The 16,556-nt window shown below is 64.9% G+C and carries 19 protein-coding genes, 1 tRNA gene and 1 pseudogene; 12 read left to right on the top strand and 9 right to left on the bottom strand.

Going from position 1 to position 16,556, the window contains the following annotated elements; translation table 11 throughout:
• Positions 1-18: 18 nt before the first annotated feature.
• Positions 19-1,326: a PAS domain-containing protein gene (locus tag AC4GY7_RS15755; RefSeq protein WP_491115830.1), complete on the bottom strand. Its 1,308-nt coding sequence runs from the start codon at positions 1,324-1,326 to the stop codon at positions 19-21.
• A gap of 166 nt (positions 1,327-1,492) precedes the next feature.
• Here AC4GY7_RS15755 and AC4GY7_RS15750 point away from each other — a divergent pair.
• Positions 1,493-1,568, top strand: a tRNA-Thr gene (locus AC4GY7_RS15750).
• Between the two features lie 33 nt (positions 1,569-1,601).
• Here AC4GY7_RS15750 and AC4GY7_RS15745 read toward each other — a convergent pair.
• From AC4GY7_RS15745 to AC4GY7_RS15720, 6 genes are all read right to left on the bottom strand, one after another.
• Positions 1,602-2,957: a tyrosine-type recombinase/integrase gene (locus AC4GY7_RS15745; RefSeq protein ID WP_491115828.1), complete on the bottom strand. Its 1,356-nt coding sequence runs from the start codon at positions 2,955-2,957 to the stop codon at positions 1,602-1,604.
• A gap of 151 nt (positions 2,958-3,108) precedes the next feature.
• Positions 3,109-5,397, bottom strand: a complete 2,289-nt coding sequence (locus tag AC4GY7_RS15740) for a helix-turn-helix domain-containing protein (protein ID WP_491115826.1) — start codon at positions 5,395-5,397, stop codon at positions 3,109-3,111.
• A 69-nt stretch (positions 5,398-5,466) separates the two neighbouring features.
• Positions 5,467-5,781, bottom strand: a complete 315-nt coding sequence (locus tag AC4GY7_RS15735) for a hypothetical protein (protein ID WP_491115825.1) — start codon at positions 5,779-5,781, stop codon at positions 5,467-5,469.
• Positions 5,778-6,218: a hypothetical protein gene (locus AC4GY7_RS15730; RefSeq protein WP_491115823.1), complete on the bottom strand. Its 441-nt coding sequence runs from the start codon at positions 6,216-6,218 to the stop codon at positions 5,778-5,780. The genes AC4GY7_RS15735 and AC4GY7_RS15730 overlap by 4 nt, the downstream gene beginning before the upstream one ends.
• Positions 6,212-6,676, bottom strand: coding sequence for a hypothetical protein (locus AC4GY7_RS15725; RefSeq protein WP_491115821.1), 465 nt, complete (start codon positions 6,674-6,676; stop codon positions 6,212-6,214). The genes AC4GY7_RS15730 and AC4GY7_RS15725 overlap by 7 nt, the downstream gene beginning before the upstream one ends.
• A 95-nt stretch (positions 6,677-6,771) precedes the next feature.
• Positions 6,772-7,437 carry an XRE family transcriptional regulator gene (locus AC4GY7_RS15720; protein ID WP_491115820.1) on the bottom strand — a complete coding sequence of 222 codons (666 nt, stop codon included), beginning with the start codon at positions 7,435-7,437 and terminating at the stop codon, positions 6,772-6,774.
• A 98-nt stretch (positions 7,438-7,535) separates the two neighbouring features.
• On the opposite strand from AC4GY7_RS15720, the gene AC4GY7_RS15715 reads away from it, so the two are divergent.
• The 11 genes and pseudogenes from AC4GY7_RS15715 (at position 7,536) to AC4GY7_RS15665 (ending at position 15,491) form a co-directional block, all read left to right on the top strand.
• Positions 7,536-7,754: a transcriptional regulator gene (locus AC4GY7_RS15715; protein WP_491115818.1), complete on the top strand. Its 219-nt coding sequence runs from the start codon at positions 7,536-7,538 to the stop codon at positions 7,752-7,754.
• A 2-nt stretch (positions 7,755-7,756) separates the two neighbouring features.
• The gene (locus AC4GY7_RS15710) at positions 7,757-8,134 is read left to right on the top strand and encodes a RusA family crossover junction endodeoxyribonuclease (protein ID WP_491115816.1); all 378 of its coding nucleotides are present in this window, start codon (positions 7,757-7,759) and stop codon (positions 8,132-8,134) included.
• A 121-nt stretch (positions 8,135-8,255) separates the two neighbouring features.
• Positions 8,256-8,702 carry a hypothetical protein gene (locus tag AC4GY7_RS15705; RefSeq protein ID WP_491115814.1) on the top strand — a complete coding sequence of 149 codons (447 nt, stop codon included), beginning with the start codon at positions 8,256-8,258 and terminating at the stop codon, positions 8,700-8,702.
• Positions 8,702-8,893 (top strand): hypothetical protein, encoded by a 192-nt coding sequence (locus AC4GY7_RS15700; RefSeq protein ID WP_491115812.1) that lies wholly within the window; start codon positions 8,702-8,704, stop codon positions 8,891-8,893. Before AC4GY7_RS15705 ends, AC4GY7_RS15700 begins: the two co-directional genes overlap by 1 nt.
• Before the next feature lies 1 nt (position 8,894).
• Positions 8,895-9,656 (top strand): ATP-binding protein, encoded by a 762-nt coding sequence (locus AC4GY7_RS15695; RefSeq protein ID WP_491115810.1) that lies wholly within the window; start codon positions 8,895-8,897, stop codon positions 9,654-9,656.
• 64 nt (positions 9,657-9,720) lie between these two features.
• Positions 9,721-10,230: a DUF669 domain-containing protein gene (locus AC4GY7_RS15690; RefSeq protein ID WP_491115808.1), complete on the top strand. Its 510-nt coding sequence runs from the start codon at positions 9,721-9,723 to the stop codon at positions 10,228-10,230.
• Positions 10,231-10,301: 71 nt separating this feature from the next.
• Complete coding sequence (locus AC4GY7_RS15685; protein ID WP_491115806.1) at positions 10,302-10,526, top strand: hypothetical protein; 225 nt, start codon at positions 10,302-10,304, stop codon at positions 10,524-10,526.
• Entirely contained in the window at positions 10,526-11,479 is a 954-nt protein-coding gene (locus AC4GY7_RS15680) for a hypothetical protein (protein ID WP_491115804.1), read from the top strand. The genes AC4GY7_RS15685 and AC4GY7_RS15680 overlap by 1 nt, the downstream gene beginning before the upstream one ends.
• Positions 11,476-11,862, top strand: a pseudogene (locus tag AC4GY7_RS15675) (DEAD/DEAH box helicase); the annotation flags it as partial. The gene AC4GY7_RS15680 and the pseudogene AC4GY7_RS15675, both read left to right, overlap by 4 nt.
• Before the next feature lie 49 nt (positions 11,863-11,911).
• Positions 11,912-12,874 carry a hypothetical protein gene (locus AC4GY7_RS15670; protein ID WP_491115802.1) on the top strand — a complete coding sequence of 321 codons (963 nt, stop codon included), beginning with the start codon at positions 11,912-11,914 and terminating at the stop codon, positions 12,872-12,874.
• Positions 12,875-12,968: 94 nt separating this feature from the next.
• Positions 12,969-15,491 (top strand): glycoside hydrolase family 2 TIM barrel-domain containing protein, encoded by a 2,523-nt coding sequence (locus AC4GY7_RS15665; RefSeq protein WP_491115800.1) that lies wholly within the window; start codon positions 12,969-12,971, stop codon positions 15,489-15,491.
• Between the two features lie 20 nt (positions 15,492-15,511).
• Here the strand turns inward: AC4GY7_RS15665 and AC4GY7_RS15660 are convergent, their stop codons facing one another.
• Together AC4GY7_RS15660 and AC4GY7_RS15655 are read right to left on the bottom strand one after the other, a co-directional pair.
• Positions 15,512-15,877, bottom strand: coding sequence for a hypothetical protein (locus AC4GY7_RS15660; protein WP_491115799.1), 366 nt, complete (start codon positions 15,875-15,877; stop codon positions 15,512-15,514).
• Positions 15,877-16,272, bottom strand: a complete 396-nt coding sequence (locus AC4GY7_RS15655; RefSeq protein WP_491115797.1) for a hypothetical protein — start codon at positions 16,270-16,272, stop codon at positions 15,877-15,879. The genes AC4GY7_RS15660 and AC4GY7_RS15655 overlap by 1 nt, the downstream gene beginning before the upstream one ends.
• Positions 16,273-16,556: the final 284 nt, after the last annotated feature.

Below are 16,556 nucleotides of genomic sequence, written 5' to 3'. Positions count from 1 at the left end.
CTCACGCCATGCCGTCCGTCAGGCGGCGCTTTTGCGCAGGATGCTTTCCACCAGCCCCTTGCCCTCGACGCGCTTGATGACCTCGACATTGCCGGCTTCGCCCGCGCGAGCGAGCAGCACGACGAATTCGTCGTCGCCGGCACCGATCGCGACGCTACCCAGTGTCGGCAGCGTGCGCAGTTCGGCCGCGGCGCGGTCGAACACGTCAGGACGCTTGGCGGGGCGCTTGGCGGCGCGCTCGGCCGCGACCACCGCCTTGATCCCGCCCTCTGCCTGTTCGAGGAAGGCGGCGAGGCGGCCGACGGCGATGCCCTGGCGCTGCGCATGCGCGAGCACGGCGGCATATTCGGCCAGGCGCGTCTTGTCGTAATCCGCGCCGAAGACCAGCTTGACGATCGGCGTCAGCGGCGCGCGCGGCTGCACCTTCATGCCCGCCGTGGCGAGCAGCTCGGCGAAGCCGTCGCCATCCTCGGCGCAGGCGAGCGCGAAATCGTGGGCACGGCCGAGGGCGCGGTAGAGCGCGGAGCGGCCGCGGGTGTCGGCGGCGCGGACGGCGGCGGCGCTTTCGCGCGCCATCATCAGCCGGTCTCCGAGCGATCCAGTGAGCGCCGGCTGATAGGGCTCCTCCGACGCCTCGAACCCGCCGCTCGGGCCATCCGCCCAGACCGGGCCGTCCGCCCAGACGGGCGCGTCGGCGGGCGGCTTGGGCGCGGCGCGCACGGCGGCGTCGAGCTCGGCGTCCAGCGTCGCCTGCAAGGCGGCGTCGACCATCTCCTTCCAGTTGATGACGCCATAGATGAAGTCGATCGTCTCGCCGTCGGACGAGAAGGGCATCAGGATGCCGCGATACAGCGTGGTGCGACCGCGCGTGCCGACGAATTCCGCCTCGAACCCGATCGGTGCGCGATTCGCGATGATCTGCAGATAATGGTCGGTCAGCCGCGACAGCAGCGACCGGCCGGGCACGTCGGCGATTCGCACGATCGTCTGTTCCAGCCCGCATTCCTCGCGCAGGCTGCGGCCGAGATAGGCGATGGTCGGATCCTCGACGCCCTCGCTGAAGTCGAGCAGCACGCTGTGCGGCCCGAAATCGGCGATATTGGCGGGATCCAGGTCGTCGATGCCCGGATAGGCGCGGCCCTTCAGCAGCGACACCCAATGATTGTAGGCGCGCACATGCATGCGGCGCTCGTCGCCGCCGAGGTCGAACATCGCATCGTCGACGCCGCTCTCGTCGAGCGCATCCGTCGCCGCCTCGAACTCCACGTCGAGCCCGTCGCCGCCGAGATCCAGTCGCTCGTCTCCGAAGCCGTGCGCGCTATCCATGCCAAAACCCTTCAAGTGCCGGGTCGTGCACCCCGGTTCGGCATGCTTGTGCACGGCCTGTGGTAAACGGGACGTAAAGCCGCATCCCGCAAACGCGACGCTTGTCAGCCCCGCATTGACCTGTTAGGCGCACCCCACGCACCGGCGGCAACGCCATGCGCCCCGTGCCGCTTTAGCTCAGCTGGTAGAGCATCGCATTCGTAATGCGGGGGTCACAGGTTCGAGTCCTGTAAGCGGCACCACCTTAAAATCGGCAGAAAACTGCGCTTTTCGGGTTAGCGCCCGAAGCGACGCGCGCCCAGATCAACGATCTTGGGATCACGCTGGGATCGCAGATGGACGGTCGTCAGCTTGCCGATGTCCTCCCACAGCGATTCCACGCCATCGATATAGGCTTGCAGGTATTCCGGCCGCAGGTGCCGGTAGTGGCGCTTATTCGTAGTCTCGCCGGCATGCCCGGCCGCCGTCTCGATCTGCGCTTCCGGGACGCCGCGGGCGTGCATCTGCGTCGTCGCGGTGTGGCGCAGCGTGTTTGGCGATCCCAGCCCGACGAGCTTCGGGCGCATCGACGTCTCTCCAAGGCGACCGCGGGGCGGAAGCCAGATCGCCTTGCCGTCGTCGTCGATCGCGTGCGCGGTGATGCCGGCCGCGATCAGCGTCTTCTCGTAGGCGGTTTTGATGCTGTCGACCGGGAACCGCTCGAACCGTGAGCCGCCCGTCGCCCGATCGACGAACCGCTTCTGCCACTGGATCACGCGCCCGCTGGCGTCCTTCAGCCACGGTGCCAGCGTCGGACAGACCGGCACGATTGAACGCCGCTTCTTCGTCTGCTTCCGGCCGGGAGCGTTGAAGTAGATCAGGCTGCCATGGATCTGATGATCCTCCAGCTCGAGCACGGCCTCGACCCGCCCGTTCGTCGACAGCATGATCATGGCGAACAGGTGCAGGTGCTGCCGCTCCTCCATGGCCCATGCCGCCTCCAAGAAGGCAGCGATCTGTTCGAGCGAATAGATCAGGTCTCGCGGGGGTGCCTTGTTCTCCGGATCGGGGATGAACGGCGCCGACGGGATCATGGACTTCTTCCATGCCCAGTTGAGCGGCTGGCGCAGCGCCGCGGTGTCGCGCGCGATCGTGTGCCCTCCGACGCCCTGCGCCGCCCGCCACCGGTGGAAGCGCTCGACGAGGTCCGAGTTGATGTCGGCCACAGTGGGCGGTCCCGTCAGGCGACCGGCTTTCCGCTCATCGATGAAGAACGCCTGCCAGTGCGCGACGCCATTGGCATAGCGGACCGGGTCGGCCAGCTTCGCCTCGGCGTGCTTCAGCAGCCAGTCGGCCATCAGCTTCTCGACATAGACAGCGGCGATCGGCTGCAGGACCGGTGCCTGGGCGGCTAGGTAGTGCTCGGCGAGGGCGTCCTGTGCCGCCTTCGGCGGGTGAGCTGCGTCACCGCCTCCGATGCCAGTCGACTTGCGGCGAGTGCGACGGCCTGCTCCGCCTCCGGCGTCGTCGTACCAGGTGATGCACCAGTCGTCGCGTTCGGTCCGGTAGTAGAGCCAGAAGTCGCCGAGCTGGACGCGGGTGGTGTTGTCGTTGCCGGCGTCGGGGCCGGCGCGGGCTGTTCGTTTTCCCATAGGTCTGCAAGTTCCTTCGCGGTCAGTTCGGCCAGCAAGGCCCACAGGGGCGTCCGCACCAAGGCGCGGACCTGGTCGGCTTCGAGGTGTAGCCGCTCGCCGTTCCGCAAGGCACGTTCCATCTTGTCCCGGATCGGGGCGAGGACGGCGGTCATCGCTCGCCCCCAATCTCGATGGCGTCGATGAAGCCTGCCGTCGTGCTGTCGCTGACCATGTCGCCCAACGTTCTGGTGCCATCGTCCCGCAGCTTCGCGTCTAGGCTCTTTGGCCCGTAGGCGGGCTGCCACTGCGCGCGCCCCTTGGCTACGAAACTTCTCACAGCGCTCTTGATCTGCTCCGCCTCTATCCGGCCTTCCATCACTGCCAGGTAGATTTCCATGACGACGTCGTCGCGCAGGCCGGTGTCGGTCTGGGTGCGCCCGGCATGGTCTACGAATTCGCTCACGAGGTTCCTAGGCACCGCCGCACGGACCCGCTGCATCAGCCGCTCAGCTTCGCCATCGCCCTTCAGCGCGAGCCGATCGCGCATCATGCGTGCGCGCTGACGGCGCTGATCGTCGCTGAGGGTGAGCCGCAGGCGCCAGATGCTGACCGTCCCGACACCGACCGCGCGGGCGATATCCGCCACGAGGTCGCCGCGCAGCAGCGCCTCTACGGCCTGCGTCTCCTGCGGCTCGGGAAAGGGTCGCCGGCCGCGCGGCATGTCGTGCGCATCCCAGCGCGCCGAACACCAGAAATTGTGATTCAGAGGCCGACCGCAGGCACAGGTGAGGCCTTCGGCGAACAACCGCTCCCGAATTGGTATCGAGTGCTTCAGGACCGTCATCACGCTCAGCTTGAGCTGATCTGCCATGGCATGGCTGGTCCGGCCGGCCCGAATGCCGGCCTCAATCCGCGCGAGGTGGCGTTTGCCGACGACGCCGTTCTTCGTCGCCCAGCAGCTTCCCCCGTGCCACGCGGGCCGGCCGCACGGGCAAGGCGCCGGCTTGTAGGTAGCTCTCGCCCGGAGACGGTTGATCGTTCGCTGCACGACCGAAAACGAGATGCCGGTCGCTCGGCTGATGCTGCGCATGCTCTGCCGCGCGCGATACCTCTGCTTCAGGTCGGCGAGCTGATCGGCGTCGAGCTTGGTCTCCGGGATGTTCTTGCGGCCATCGGTACGGCGGCACTCTCCCCGGTGGTTGCGGGGGCGACCGCACTTGCATAGCCGCGGCTTGGGGCATGGCGCCTTGTGCCCACGCGGCAGCTCGCATCCAGCGCACTTCGCCGGCAGCAGGTCCGCGGCCTTGAGATCGTCGACCATCTCGGTGACGCGCCACGTGGTCGCGCCGGTCCTGGCAACGATCACGCTGATCGGCCATCCCTCACGCGCCAGCTTCGAGACCTTGCGAGCCATGTCGACGGGCATGTTCGATGCCGCCGGCACGGTGAACCTGAAGGCGGTCCTTCCCTTCGTCGTGCCGTTCCGAGCGATACACGACTGAGCGTGGTCAAGAGCGAGGCCACACGGACATTCGCCCCCCTGGGCCGCAATAGTGGCGCGCAGATTGCCCACCAGCACCTGCGCGCTGCTTGTGGGGATGTTCAATGCGGCTTTCACCTTTGCGACCGACGAACCGGCGCGAACCAACGTCTCGGCGTCAGCGCGCTGCTGCTCGGAGAACTGACGGCGCTGGCGGGCCATGGTGAAGGAACAGACGAATTGGTGACCGAACGCCTGTCCGCACCCGCATAGATGGCCTTCCGACGTCAGCTGGTCGATGACCGGCTGCACATACTTGCGCTTGAAGCTGGGAGCCGTCCGGTCGAAGTCGCGCGCGATGTCGGTCGCCGTCTTGCCAGCTAACAGGCGCTCACGGATCACCTGTGGATCCACGGCCATGTTGCAGCGCCCACCATGGTTGCGGGGCTTTCCGCAGGCGCATGGCGGTAGGTCTGTTGGGATCAGGTGCGCAATGCGTCGCAGGCGCCGACCCACGTCGGCCTGCTCGCAGCCGACAGCGGCAGCAACGGCACGCGTCGATTCGCCGGCCAGCAAGCGCCGCTCGATCTCGGCGTTCTCCTCATCGGAGAGGCGCAGCTGCGTGAAATACCGGATGCCCTGCTTGCGTCGGATCTGGGCTACGTTGTCGGCCGAGCGGCCGAGGGCCGCACCAATCTTGTGGTCATTCTCGCCTTCGTCGACGCGGCGCAGGATCTCCTCGGTGTCGAGTTCATACTGGCTGAGCTGAATGGGCATGCCCATCGCCGCGCCGATCTCGGCACACTTGCGCCTTCCGGTCGCCCTCCCGATGCCGAGCGCGGCGCTGATCTCGTCATAATTCTGTCCGTCGCGCAGCCGCTGCGCGATCTCGCGCACGACCTCGTCGCGCAGCTGACCGAGGATCGTCCAGATACGCAGGTCGCGGGCATACGGCGAGCGAGGCGGGGGGGTGGTCATCAGATCACCCGACGAGGCCGAACCGCGGAGGATCTTTGCCGGCCGCACGGTTGGAGGCGCCGAGCCGCATCATGCCGGGAGACCTTCGGCTATGGAATGATAGTCGCCGCACCAGTCCAGCGCGGTCGTCGCTGGGAACCGGGTGGCCGACACGAGGTCGAGCGGGTCCATATCCGGATCGTCCTGCTGTCCGTAACGCAGCTGGGGCATCAGCGGCTTGACTATGCATTCGACGAGCACCGGCGGACGGCGACGGCAGGAGCCGAAACCCCAATTCTCGTCCGCCGGATCACGGCTGCGCATGTCTTCCAGCCAATAGCGGCAGCGATTGCACCGCTGCTCCGGCAGGACGCGAACCGCGCACACGGAGACAGCGGCGGTCACGCGGCGACCCGCTTAGGTGCAAGGTTGAGCCACCGAGCGACGGGCAACAGCGCGCCGGCGCCGTTCTCGAAGTGCCACACCAGCAACAGCTTGAGGGTGTCGAGGACCTTCGTCAGATCGGAGATCTCACCGGGTTCGAACTTGTTCGCGACCTCACGCGCGCCGCCGGTGCGATGCGCGCCGGCCAAGACATTCTCCAGTTCGTTGATGACGACGAGGAGGGCCGCGGCTTGGCCGTCATGGCCGCGCAGCTCGCCACACGTCCGGGCACGCTCTGCTGCGCCCTGATAGAGGGCGTAGGTGCGCTGAGCCTCTACGCTGTCTAGGGAATGGGTGTTGCTGTCGTCGGCGTCGAATGCCCGCTCGGCCAAGAAGGCTTCGAGGAAGACGGCAGGAATGGCCGACATAGGGGGTGAGGGGTAGCTGCCGCTCAGCATGCCCGAGCTCCCACCATCGCGTCATAGCGGGCGCGCAGCGCAGCTCGCTCATTGATCGGTCCCAGCGACTGATCGTCGCCGTAGACCGGACGCATCGCCAGCATCTCGTGCTGATCGCCGCCGGGATCAGAGATCGGGCAGCCAGGCTCACCCCGCCAATTCTGCCCCTGATCATGGAAGCCCTCTTCAGACATGCAGCCATCCAGCTCATCGCCGTTGGCTTCGACGTCGACGTCTGGATCCCGCCTGTCGAGCTCGTCGATCGCGATGGTGGCGATGGCGGACAGATCTTCGCTGGTGAGCCGCGCGAAGGCCGCGGCAAGGCTGTCCCTGCCCGGCGGCACGCGCGGTGCTCCGGTGGGCGTCGGGTTTCCCATGATCGTCTCCTGCTTTGTCAGTGCAGGATCCGCCGACGGCGCTTCGGCCGCTGTACCAGTCGTCGCGATGCGCGCCAGCAATCCTGCTTATCGAAGTCGGCCGGCCTCGCAGCTGCGCTCATCCGATGCAGGAATAATGGCAAGCTATACTGCCAACGTCAATAGCTAACTGTTAATCACGCTGCACGCGCATGCCAGATCACACGACCTATTACCCGTACCTCCTGGGCATCGGCCTCGATCGGCGTCACGCTGACGTTGTCGCTCATGATCTCCAGGCGATTGTTCGGCAGGCGACGGATCCGCTTGATCATGCCGAGATCGCCATACATCACTGCCCATATTCGATCCTGCACGTCGATGGTCGTGCGGCTGCGATCGACCATGACCATGTCGTTGTCGAGCAACGTCGGCATCATGGAATCGCCGAGGCCGCGGGCCACGAACAACATCGTCGACGGCGCACGTGTGAGACGTTGAACGAAGCGGTGATCGAAATACGCGGTCTCGTGCTCGGGATAGTCCTCGATGAACGTCCCCCCGCCCATGCCGTAGCTGAGGTCGACCTCCTGGATGCCGATCACCCGGTCGTCCGCGATGGTATCTGTTGGCAGGCCCCTGTTCCTGGCTTCGCGCAATGAGAGGGGGTCATCTGTGTAGCCGAGCAGATAGTCGGCGGAGACGCCGAACGTTCGCGCGATGTCGGGAATAAGCCGGGACTTCTGTGTTTGCCCGGAGAGGATCTGTTGAATGGCGCCTTGCGTGGCGCCCACGGCCCGCGCCAGATCGGCTTGGCTCATATCGTGCGTGGTCATCAGACCGCGGAGACGTTCGACCTTCATGGCAACCCTTCTAGAGGCCAACCAATCAGTTGGCTATTGCATCTAGCTATTGGCTATGCCATCAGTTTGCTGATGAAACGTTAATAGCGAGCTGCAACTTGTCTCCACGTGATGCCCTCATTGCTGCAATCGAGCAGGCCGGCGGACAGACCGGCCTAGCGCGGATCTGCGGCTGCACGCAAGGCGCGGTCTGGCAGATGCTGAACAAGGACGGCGCGCAGCTGTCGCACAAGTTCGTGCTGAAGGTCGAGGAGGCTACGGGCGTGTCGCGCTACGACCTGCGCCCAGATCTCTACCCGCGCGAGGTCATGGCGTGACCATGCTCGTCATCGACATGACGCTGCCGCCCTCGGCGAACAAGCTGTTCAAGAACGTGCCGCAGGGCGGGCGCGCCCGAACGCGCGAATACAACGCGTGGATCGAGGACGCGGGCTATGAAGCAGAGACCGCTTGGAGGGCCGCTGGTCGCCCGACCTTCGCGCCGCCGCTCGCTCTGGACGTTCGCCTCGGCCTCGTCGGCCGCCGCCGCGACGCCGGCAACACCCTGAAGGCGATCGAAGATCTGCTGGTGAAGCGGATCGAGGGTCTGCCCGACGACAAGTTCAACGATGACATCCGCCTGCGCAGGGACGCCGCCATCGCCGCCGGCACCGCCCGGGTCACCATCACCAGCTTGCCGGGCCACCCGCCCGGCTGATCGGACAGAGGAGAGGGGAGCAGCCGCGAGGCCTCCACGGATATTGCAAGTCGCCGGTCAGCCTCTCCTCACGCACTCCCACTGACGGCGACTGGCACCCCTGACGAAAGGATCACCCATCATGGTGATGACCATCTTTGACCTGCCGGACGCATCGCCCGCCCGGCTGGCCGAGTTGACGCCGGCTGACCTGTTGAAGCTGCAGCAGGACACCGTCGAGCACTCGGCGTTCGCGGCCAAGATCGCGAACGTCCTTCACGCCACCCTGGCGGCGCGCTTCGTCCCCGGCCTGAACGGCACCGGCACCCACAACCTCGACGCTGGTACCGTCAAGGTCGCGGTGACGATCCCGAAGAAGGTGAAGTGGGACCAGGCGAAGCTCGCCACTGCCGTCGACGAGATCAAGTCGTGGGGCGAGGACCCGGCGAACTACGTCGAGACCGAGATCAAGGTCAGCGAGCGGAAGTTCGATGCATGGCCCCCGTCCATCAGCGACGTCTTCTTGCCGGCGCGCACGGTCGAGACGGGCAAGCCGGTGATCAAGCTGTCGGCCGCGGAGTCCGTCTGATGGCCTGCTACCTCGTCAAGCAGGGTGAGGACGAGCGCCTGATCGAGGCTCCGACCAAGGCCGCCGCTATCCGGCACTTTGCCACCCCGCGCATCAGCGCCGAACTCGCAACCATTGCCGACGTCCACCGCCTCGCGAAGGCCGGCGTCGACATCGAGACCGCTGGCACCGCCGCGGTCGAGGAGAACTGAAATGGCGATATCCCTCGCATCCCTGCAGACGACCACGGCGCTCAAGCCGCCGCGGATCGTCCTCTACGGCACCGCCGGCGTCGGGAAGACGACGTTCGCCGCCGGTGCGCCGAAGCCCGTCGTCATCCAGACGGAAGAGGGTTTGGGCACCCTCAGTGTTCCGCACTTCCCGCTGGCGAAGACGTTCGCCGACTTCATGGCAGCGTTCCACGCGCTCTACAGCGAGGACCACGATTGCGAGACGCTGATCATCGACAGCCTCGACTGGCTGGAACCGCTGATCTGGGCCGAAGTGTGCCGGCGCAACAACTGGAAGTCGATCGAGGATCCTGGCTACGGCAAGGGCTATGTCGCGGCGGCCGAGGTCTGGCGAGAATACCTCGACGCACTGAATGCGCTGCGCGACGACAAGGGAATGGCGATCATCCAGATCGCTCACCACGACATCAAGCGTTTCGACAGCCCGGAGGTCGAACCTTACGATCGGTTCGTCATCAAGCTCCACAAGCGCGCAGCCGAGCTCGTTCAGGAACATGCGGACATGATCCTGTTCGCAAACTGGCGTGTCGCCACCGTCAAGGCGGAGACCGGCTTCGGTCAGAAGGTCACCCGCGGCCAGGGACGCGGCGAGCGTGTCCTCTACACCGAGGAACGCCCCGCCTTCGTCGCCAAGAACCGCCATGGCCTGCCGCCCGAGCTGCCGCTCGACTGGGACGCTTTCACCGCGGCCATGTCCGGGCCCGCCCAGGCCGAAGCCGAATAATCACGAGATCCCGACGGCCGGCGGGGCGTGTTCCCGGCCAAACCCTGACGAAAGGAAGTGTACTATGGTTGCTCTCGGAGCATCGTTCCAGGCGGAAGAGTCGACGTTCGATCCGATCCCGCCCGGCGAATATGTCATGCACATCGTTGCGACCGGCATGGAGCCGACCAGCAACGGCCGCGGCCGCTACCTGAAGGCGGATATGGAGATCGTGGAGGGCCCCCAGGCGGGCCGCAAGATCACCGAGCGTCTCAACCTGGAGAACCAGAACCCGCAGGCGGTCGAGATCGCCCAGCGCACGCTGCGCGCCATCGTGCACGCGGCCGGGCTGCAGGTCTGCCAGGACAGCGAGCAGCTGCACCTGCGCCGCATGCTGGTGCGCGTCAACGTCGAGCCGCGCAACGACAAGCCGGACGTCATGACCAACCGGATCACCGGCTACAAGCAGCTGGCGGGTGCCGGCGGTGGTGGGGGTGGTGGCGCTGCCATCAGCAACGGCGGTGGCAGCGGCGGTGGCGGCGGTGATGCCCAGGCCGGCGGGACGCCCTCGGCGCCCTGGAAGAAGCGCGCCTGACCGAAGTGCGTGCCGGCGACTGGTACTCGCCGGCACGCATCACCTTACCCCTGACGAAAGGAAATGAGGCGATGCACAGCATGGCCCAGAACGGTGCCGCGCGTCCAGCGCCCGCCCGTGATCCCGGTGATCACGGTACCGGCGAACAGGCGATCGCGTGGATCCTCCATCACAGCCCCGACAGCGGCCTCGAAAACGTCGCGTTCCTGCGCGCGTGGGAGCAGGGCAACGCGGAGGCCGAGTGGCCGGACTTCTATGCCTGGCTCGACGGCCAGCGCGCGCGAGGCGCGGTCTGATGGCACTTCTTCCCCCTCCGCCAGATCCGACGCTCGACGCCGCCGACCGCGCGCTCGAGGTGGCCCAGGTTCGCCGCGGTCGCCCCTACATGGGTATGAGCGCGGTTGGTGCCGAGTGCCCGCGCCAGCTCTGGTATTCTTTCCGTCACGTGCAGGACCAGACATTCGACGCCGCGACGCTGAAGCGGTTCGAGGACGGCCACCGCACCGAGACGCTGGCGGTCGAGCGGCTCCGCATGCTGCCCGACCTTGAACTGCACGACGTCGGAGAGGATGGCCGCCAGTACGGGTTCGAGGATCTCGGCGGACACTTTCGCGGTCACATGGACGGCGTCGTGCTCGGGCTGATCCAGGCGCCGCAGACGTGGCACTGCCTCGAGATCAAGGCCTGCGCCGACAAGAAGCTCGACGAGCTGCGCAAGGCGATCGCCGACGTCGGAGAGAAGCACGCCCTGCGGAAGTGGAACCCGACGTACTATGCCCAGGCGGTCCTCTACATGGATTATGCCCAGCTCGATCGACACTATCTGGTCGCGCTATCGCCGGGCGGTCGGCGCTGGATGTCCGTGCGAACCGATGCCGATCCCGTCGAGGCGCAGCTGCTGAAGGCGAAAGCCGAACGCATCATCTTCTCCGCCCGCCCGCCCGAGCGCGCCGGCCGTCCCGAGAACCTGATCTGCAAGTGGTGTGACTATCGCGAGATTTGCCACGACGCATCGTCTGGGCCGAAGCGCAACTGCAGGACGTGCCTGCATTCGACGCCAGAGCCGGAAGGCGGCTGGTCGTGCGCGCGGTGGCGGACCGACCTCGACAACGAGGACCAGGCCCGCGGGTGCGATCGTCACCTGTTCATCCCTGACCTCGTGCCGTTCGAACAGATCGACGCCGTGCAGGACCGGGTCAGCTATCGCCGGCAGGACGGCACGGTGTGGGTCGACGGGGTGGAGGCATGAGCGCGCCCCTCGTCCTCCGCCCGTACCAGGAGCAGGCCCTGACCGACCTGTACGGCTATTTCACCCGCGAGACGGGCAACCCCCTGGCGGTGCTTCCCACCGGCTCGGGCAAGTCCCTCGTCATCGCCGAATGGTGCCGCCTCGTGTTCGACATGGACCCCGGCGCCCGCATCATCATCCTGACCCACGTCGCCGAACTGGTGGCGCAGAACTATGCCGAGCTGATCGGGATGTGGTCGGACGCGCCGGCAGGCATCTACTCGGCCGGACTGGGTCGGCGCGAGCTGGGCGCACGCATCCTGTTCGCCTCCATCCAGTCGATCCACAGCCGCGCATTCGACATCCAGGAATGCGACATGGTGCTGGTCGACGAGGCGCACCTGATCCCGCGAAACAGCGAGACCATGTACAACCGCTGCTCACCCATAGCGAATGATCACCGCGCTCGAGCGCGAGCCGTCGACGATCTTCCCGACCGACGAGATCGGGTTCCTGATGCAGGCCGTCGCCGATCGCAAGAAGGCCCCGAAGCACGCGGCCGAGATCATCGACAACCTGACCGAGTTCTTCACCTCGGCCGAGGACACGTTCCACGGCACCGCCTACGCCAACCAGAAGGAGAAGCCGCGGGTCGCAATCGTCCAACCGAACCTGTGCCTGTTCGGCGTCACCACGCCGCAGGTGTTCTGGGGCGCGCTGTCGTCGGCGCACGTCCTGGACGGCAGCCTTGCGCGCATGCTGATCTTCGATACCGAGGACGCCTTCCCGGATCGGCGGGTGCGCGGGCCACACGTGCCGATCCCCGAGCAGCTGGTCGAGATCGCCAAGCAGGTCGCCTCCGGAGCCGAGAACCACGATCCCTTCCCGAGCGGCAACAGTTCGTTGATCGCCCCCAGGCCGTACCCGGTGCCGTTCGCCGATGCCGAGGCGGCCGAGCGGTCGTTCCAGATCGAGTCCTACGGCCTCACCCTGTGCCGCCAGCACAAGGGAACGGCCAAGACGTCGATCTATGGTCGCCTCGCCGAGAACACCTTCAAGGTGGCGCTGATCCGCGCGATCGCCGACAACCCGCTGGCGCCGGAGGTCACGGTTCGCGATCTGGAATGGGCGTTCGACGTCGTCGAGCACAGCGTCGACACGGTCCTGGGCGCGATCAAGCGCAGCGTGTCGGACAACGAGGAAGAGGCGAAGCTGAAGCGGATTCTGCGCATCGTAGAGGACGCCGGTGCCGCCGGAATGAGCCATGAGGAACTCGGCCGCGCGACGGGGTTCATGGGCGGACGCAAGCGCCTGGCCGACGCCATCGACTTCCTGATGGACAACGAGCAGGTGGTCCGGGTGGAGATCCCGCGCGAGGGCGGAGGGCGTGCCAAGCGGGTCTACATCGCCGTCTAACCTGCGTAGGGTGCAACGGTACGGCTAGATGCTCCGTCCTACGCCCTACAACCGCCAAAACTTATATCTTCAATATCTGACTCTCAGTCTCACAATGCGTTATCGCTTGCATTTGTCAGGCAATTTCGTGCACCTCTTGCCCATGCCGCTCTCGCACAACAACGAGCAAGGGCAAGGCCGATCGGGAGTGAGCATACAGATGAAAAGCGTCACAGGTCTCGCGGCGGCTTTCGCCCTTGTATGCTCCACGCCAACATCTGCGGAAGGAACGAACCCGACCGAGCAACCTCGCATCAGTCAGCTTCTCGATTTCGGCTGGACGTTCCAGCAGGGTGACACTGTCGGAGCACGAGAGCCTGCATTCGATGATCGCGGCTGGCGCAAGCTCGACCTGCCGCACGACTTCCAGATCGAACAGCCTTGGGACAAGTCGGCCAATCGAAACCGCGGGTTCAAGGCTCCCGGTGTTGGCTGGTATCGCAAGACCTTCAGGGTCGATGACAGTTGGAAGGGCAAGCAAGTCCTGCTCGATTTCGAGGGGATCATGCTCTCCGGTGAGGTATGGGTAAACGGTAAGAAGGTCGGCAGCACGAGCTACGGCTACCTTGGCTTCGAGGCTGACGTGTCTAACGTCGTCCGATACGGCGAAGACAATGTCGTTGCCGTGCGTGCCTCGACCAAAGACGGCAATTCGCGCTGGTATACAGGTGGCGGTCTCTTCCGCGATGTACATCTGATAGTTCGGAACCCAGTGGCCATCGCGAGGCACGGCATCTTCGTAACCACGCCGGTGATCGGCACGACCAGCGCTGACGTAAATGTGCAGGTTGAAGTAGCCGGGCTGAAGGGTCAGCAGGACGCTGTCCAGATCAACACCAAGGTGTTTTCGCCTCAGGGCAAGCTCGTCGGCACGACCCATGCTCTAGTGCCTAGTCCGCGCAATCTGCCGAGTGTCGAAGTGCCGCTGCCCAAGCTCGCCGTAGCAGCCCCGCAGCTGTGGTCGATCGAGACACCGACGCTCTATACGGCCGTGGTAGAATTGGTCTCCGGTGGGAAGGTCATCGATCGGCTCAGCAAGCGGTTCGGTATCCGCACCGTGGAGTTCGGTAAGGATTTCGGCCTGCGGTTGAATGGTAAAAAGGTGTTCCTGAAGGGCGTGGCAAACCACGATGATCTAGGCGCCGTCGGCGTCGCCGCTTACAGGACTTCCATCTCGCGGATGATGGACCGGCTGAAGGCGTTCGGCTTCAACCATATTCGCACATCTCATAATCCCTATTCGGAGTCGTTCCTCGACCTTGCCGACGAAAAGGGTCTGCTGATCGTTGATGAGCTCTACGACAAATGGGGGAGCACCGCCGCCTGGGCGGGTAGCACCCCGTGGAACGACATCTGGTTCGACAACGAAAAGGAATGGATCAAGCGCGACCGCAATCACCCATCGGTGATCATGTGGAGCTTCGGCAACGAGCTCCAGTTCCAGGAGCAGCGCTGGAATTGGCCGACTGGTGACTGGGGCAAAACCACTTACCGCATCATGGACGTGGTGGCGAAGCGGTACGATCCCACGCGCAAGACGACGGTCGCGATGTATCCGGCGCGAGCTAACGGCATCATCAAAGCTGATCCCGCGTTCAACGTCGAAGCGAATATTGTCCCGCCAGAACTAGCGACCATCACCGACGTCGCCAGCTTCAATTACGTCTGGGTCGACTACCAGAAGTATCTCAAGCACGCCCCTGACATGATCATTTATCAGAGCGAGGCCGTTACCAACGAGCTCGCCGCCCCGTACTTTGGTATGGATCGCGAGAAGATGGTCGGCTTGGCCTATTGGGGCGCTATCGAATACTGGGGAGAGTCCGACGGCTGGCCGAAGAAAGGCTGGGCCTATTCGTTCTTCAACCACGCGCTGGAACCGTTCCCGCAGGCTTGGCTAGCAAAAAGCATCTTCAGCCAGGAGCCCGTGGTTCACATCGGCGTCGTCGACAATGAAGGCGAGGCGAAGATGTGGAACGACGTGCTAGTGGGTCAGAAGGTCATTTCCGCAAACTGGAACCGCCAGCCCGGTAAGACCTACAACGTTTACACATATACGAACGCTGATGAGGTCGAACTGCTCGTCAACGGCAGATCGATCGGCGTCCAGAAGAATTCCACTGACGTGACGAAGCGCAACACGATTTATTGGAAGGACGTGCCATACGCCGCCGGCGAGATCACGGCCATCGGACGAACCGGAGGCAAGGTGGTCGCACGTGACCGGATCGAGACGACGGGAGAAGCGGTGGCGCTGAAGATCGACGCGGAAAACCCGACCTGGAAGGCGGACGGCTTGGACCTGCAATACGCGAAGGTCTACGCTGTCGACCGCAAGGGACGTGTGGTTCCCGCGGCGACCAACGATGTCACCTTCGAGGTGAGCGGTCCAGCCAGCCTAAGTGCGCTCGACAACGGCGATCACTGGAGCGACGATCTCTTCTCGGGCAACAGGAAATCGCTGCACAACGGCTTCGCGATGGCGATCCTGCGGTCCGCCCAACGTCCTGGAACCGTGAGGCTGAAGGTCGCGAGCGCCGGCTTGAAAGGGGTAACCGCAACTTTTCGGGTGAAGTAATTCGCTACTAGGCTACCGAATTACCATGTCCCGGCGGGCTTAGGCTTGCCGGCGATCTTCGCGCCGCGCAGCGTCGCCAGCGTCCTCGCCGCTTCGGGCGGCGCGACCTGCATGAACAGATCGAGCAGCTGCTGGTCGTCCATGTCGTCGTTGCTGACCCCCATCGGCAGCGCGATCGGCTGACGCATCCGGACACCGGGCTGCGCTTCGACGATGATCGCGCGCCACGTCATGCCCACCGGCGGCGGCCCCAGATTGCGGTTGAATTCCATGTCGACGGCGTTGCGCATGCGGAGCCGGTTGTCCGGGTGCTTCTCGAACCACGCCGCATCGCCCTGCGTCGCGATCTCGATGACCCGTTCGTTCAGCGCGCGGATCTCGGCCATCACGCGTCGCCGCCGGTAGTGCGGTTCATCTCGGCCTCGGTCAGGGCGAAGCGAGCGACGTTGAACTCTTCGACGTCGACGCCCCGCTCGCGTGCCGACTCGAGCGATGCCCGCCAGCGATCCAGCGAATGGGGTCCGATGGCTTGCTCGCACTCGACTTGGATGTCGACGAGTGACCCGACCGGGACCGGCTCCTGCGCGAAGCCGCCGGTGACCGGGTGATGCAGCCGCCACCAGACGTGCCGGACGATCAGGTCCTCGGTATGGCCATGCTTGGCGTCCGGCCGGTGTATCGACAGATAGCTGCCGATCGTCGGCAACACCGGCGCTTCGAACTCGAGGCTGTAGTCGGGCTTCAGCCGACCGATTTCCCGCACGACGACGACGAACTTCATGATGGTGCCTCCGATTCCCGGGGGACCATAGCGCCGACGCCAGCGATCCGAAATCGCCGCCTGCCAGGGCGAGCACAGCACCGGTCACGCCGCCAACCTCATCGCAAACCTTCGTCAAAGCTAATGAGGTTTGTAAATGGCGGATTTCTGCGGGTTAGAGGGGTGAATTAGAGCTAACCTCACAAACATACATATATATACAATCGTCATCTCTATCCTCTTCCCCGGCACCACTCATCCTTCCCTTGGTGGATCTATGAACGGTGAGGTTTGTGAGGTTTGGT

The organism is Sphingomonas sp. SP5 (assembly GCF_058313455.1).
The sequence above is the reverse complement of the archived record's forward strand: the minus strand, read 5'-3'. Positions and strand labels throughout refer to the sequence as shown.

What these genes read in the sequence shown, in the direction of transcription:
- AC4GY7_RS15700 (WP_491115812.1), top strand. Translation starts at nt 8,702, where the DNA reads ATGGCCTGCTACCTCGTCAAGCAGGGTGAGGACGAGCGCCTGATCGAG.
- AC4GY7_RS15655 (WP_491115797.1), bottom strand. Translation starts at nt 16,272, where the DNA reads ATGAAGTTCGTCGTCGTCGTGCGGGAAATCGGTCGGCTGAAGCCCGAC.
- AC4GY7_RS15670 (WP_491115802.1), top strand. Translation starts at nt 11,912, where the DNA reads ATGATCACCGCGCTCGAGCGCGAGCCGTCGACGATCTTCCCGACCGAC.
- AC4GY7_RS15665 (WP_491115800.1), top strand. Translation starts at nt 12,969, where the DNA reads ATGCGTTATCGCTTGCATTTGTCAGGCAATTTCGTGCACCTCTTGCCC.
- AC4GY7_RS15705 (WP_491115814.1), top strand. Translation starts at nt 8,256, where the DNA reads ATGGTGATGACCATCTTTGACCTGCCGGACGCATCGCCCGCCCGGCTG.
- AC4GY7_RS15730 (WP_491115823.1), bottom strand. Translation starts at nt 6,218, where the DNA reads ATGCTGAGCGGCAGCTACCCCTCACCCCCTATGTCGGCCATTCCTGCC.
- AC4GY7_RS15740 (WP_491115826.1), bottom strand. Translation starts at nt 5,397, where the DNA reads ATGACCACCCCCCCGCCTCGCTCGCCGTATGCCCGCGACCTGCGTATC.
- AC4GY7_RS15660 (WP_491115799.1), bottom strand. Translation starts at nt 15,877, where the DNA reads ATGGCCGAGATCCGCGCGCTGAACGAACGGGTCATCGAGATCGCGACG.
- AC4GY7_RS15720 (WP_491115820.1), bottom strand. Translation starts at nt 7,437, where the DNA reads ATGAAGGTCGAACGTCTCCGCGGTCTGATGACCACGCACGATATGAGC.
- AC4GY7_RS15695 (WP_491115810.1), top strand. Translation starts at nt 8,895, where the DNA reads ATGGCGATATCCCTCGCATCCCTGCAGACGACCACGGCGCTCAAGCCG.
- AC4GY7_RS15710 (WP_491115816.1), top strand. Translation starts at nt 7,757, where the DNA reads ATGCTCGTCATCGACATGACGCTGCCGCCCTCGGCGAACAAGCTGTTC.
- AC4GY7_RS15755 (WP_491115830.1), bottom strand. Translation starts at nt 1,326, where the DNA reads ATGGATAGCGCGCACGGCTTCGGAGACGAGCGACTGGATCTCGGCGGC.
- AC4GY7_RS15680 (WP_491115804.1), top strand. Translation starts at nt 10,526, where the DNA reads ATGGCACTTCTTCCCCCTCCGCCAGATCCGACGCTCGACGCCGCCGAC.
- AC4GY7_RS15685 (WP_491115806.1), top strand. Translation starts at nt 10,302, where the DNA reads ATGCACAGCATGGCCCAGAACGGTGCCGCGCGTCCAGCGCCCGCCCGT.
- AC4GY7_RS15690 (WP_491115808.1), top strand. Translation starts at nt 9,721, where the DNA reads ATGGTTGCTCTCGGAGCATCGTTCCAGGCGGAAGAGTCGACGTTCGAT.
- AC4GY7_RS15745 (WP_491115828.1), bottom strand. Translation starts at nt 2,957, where the DNA reads ATGGGAAAACGAACAGCCCGCGCCGGCCCCGACGCCGGCAACGACAAC.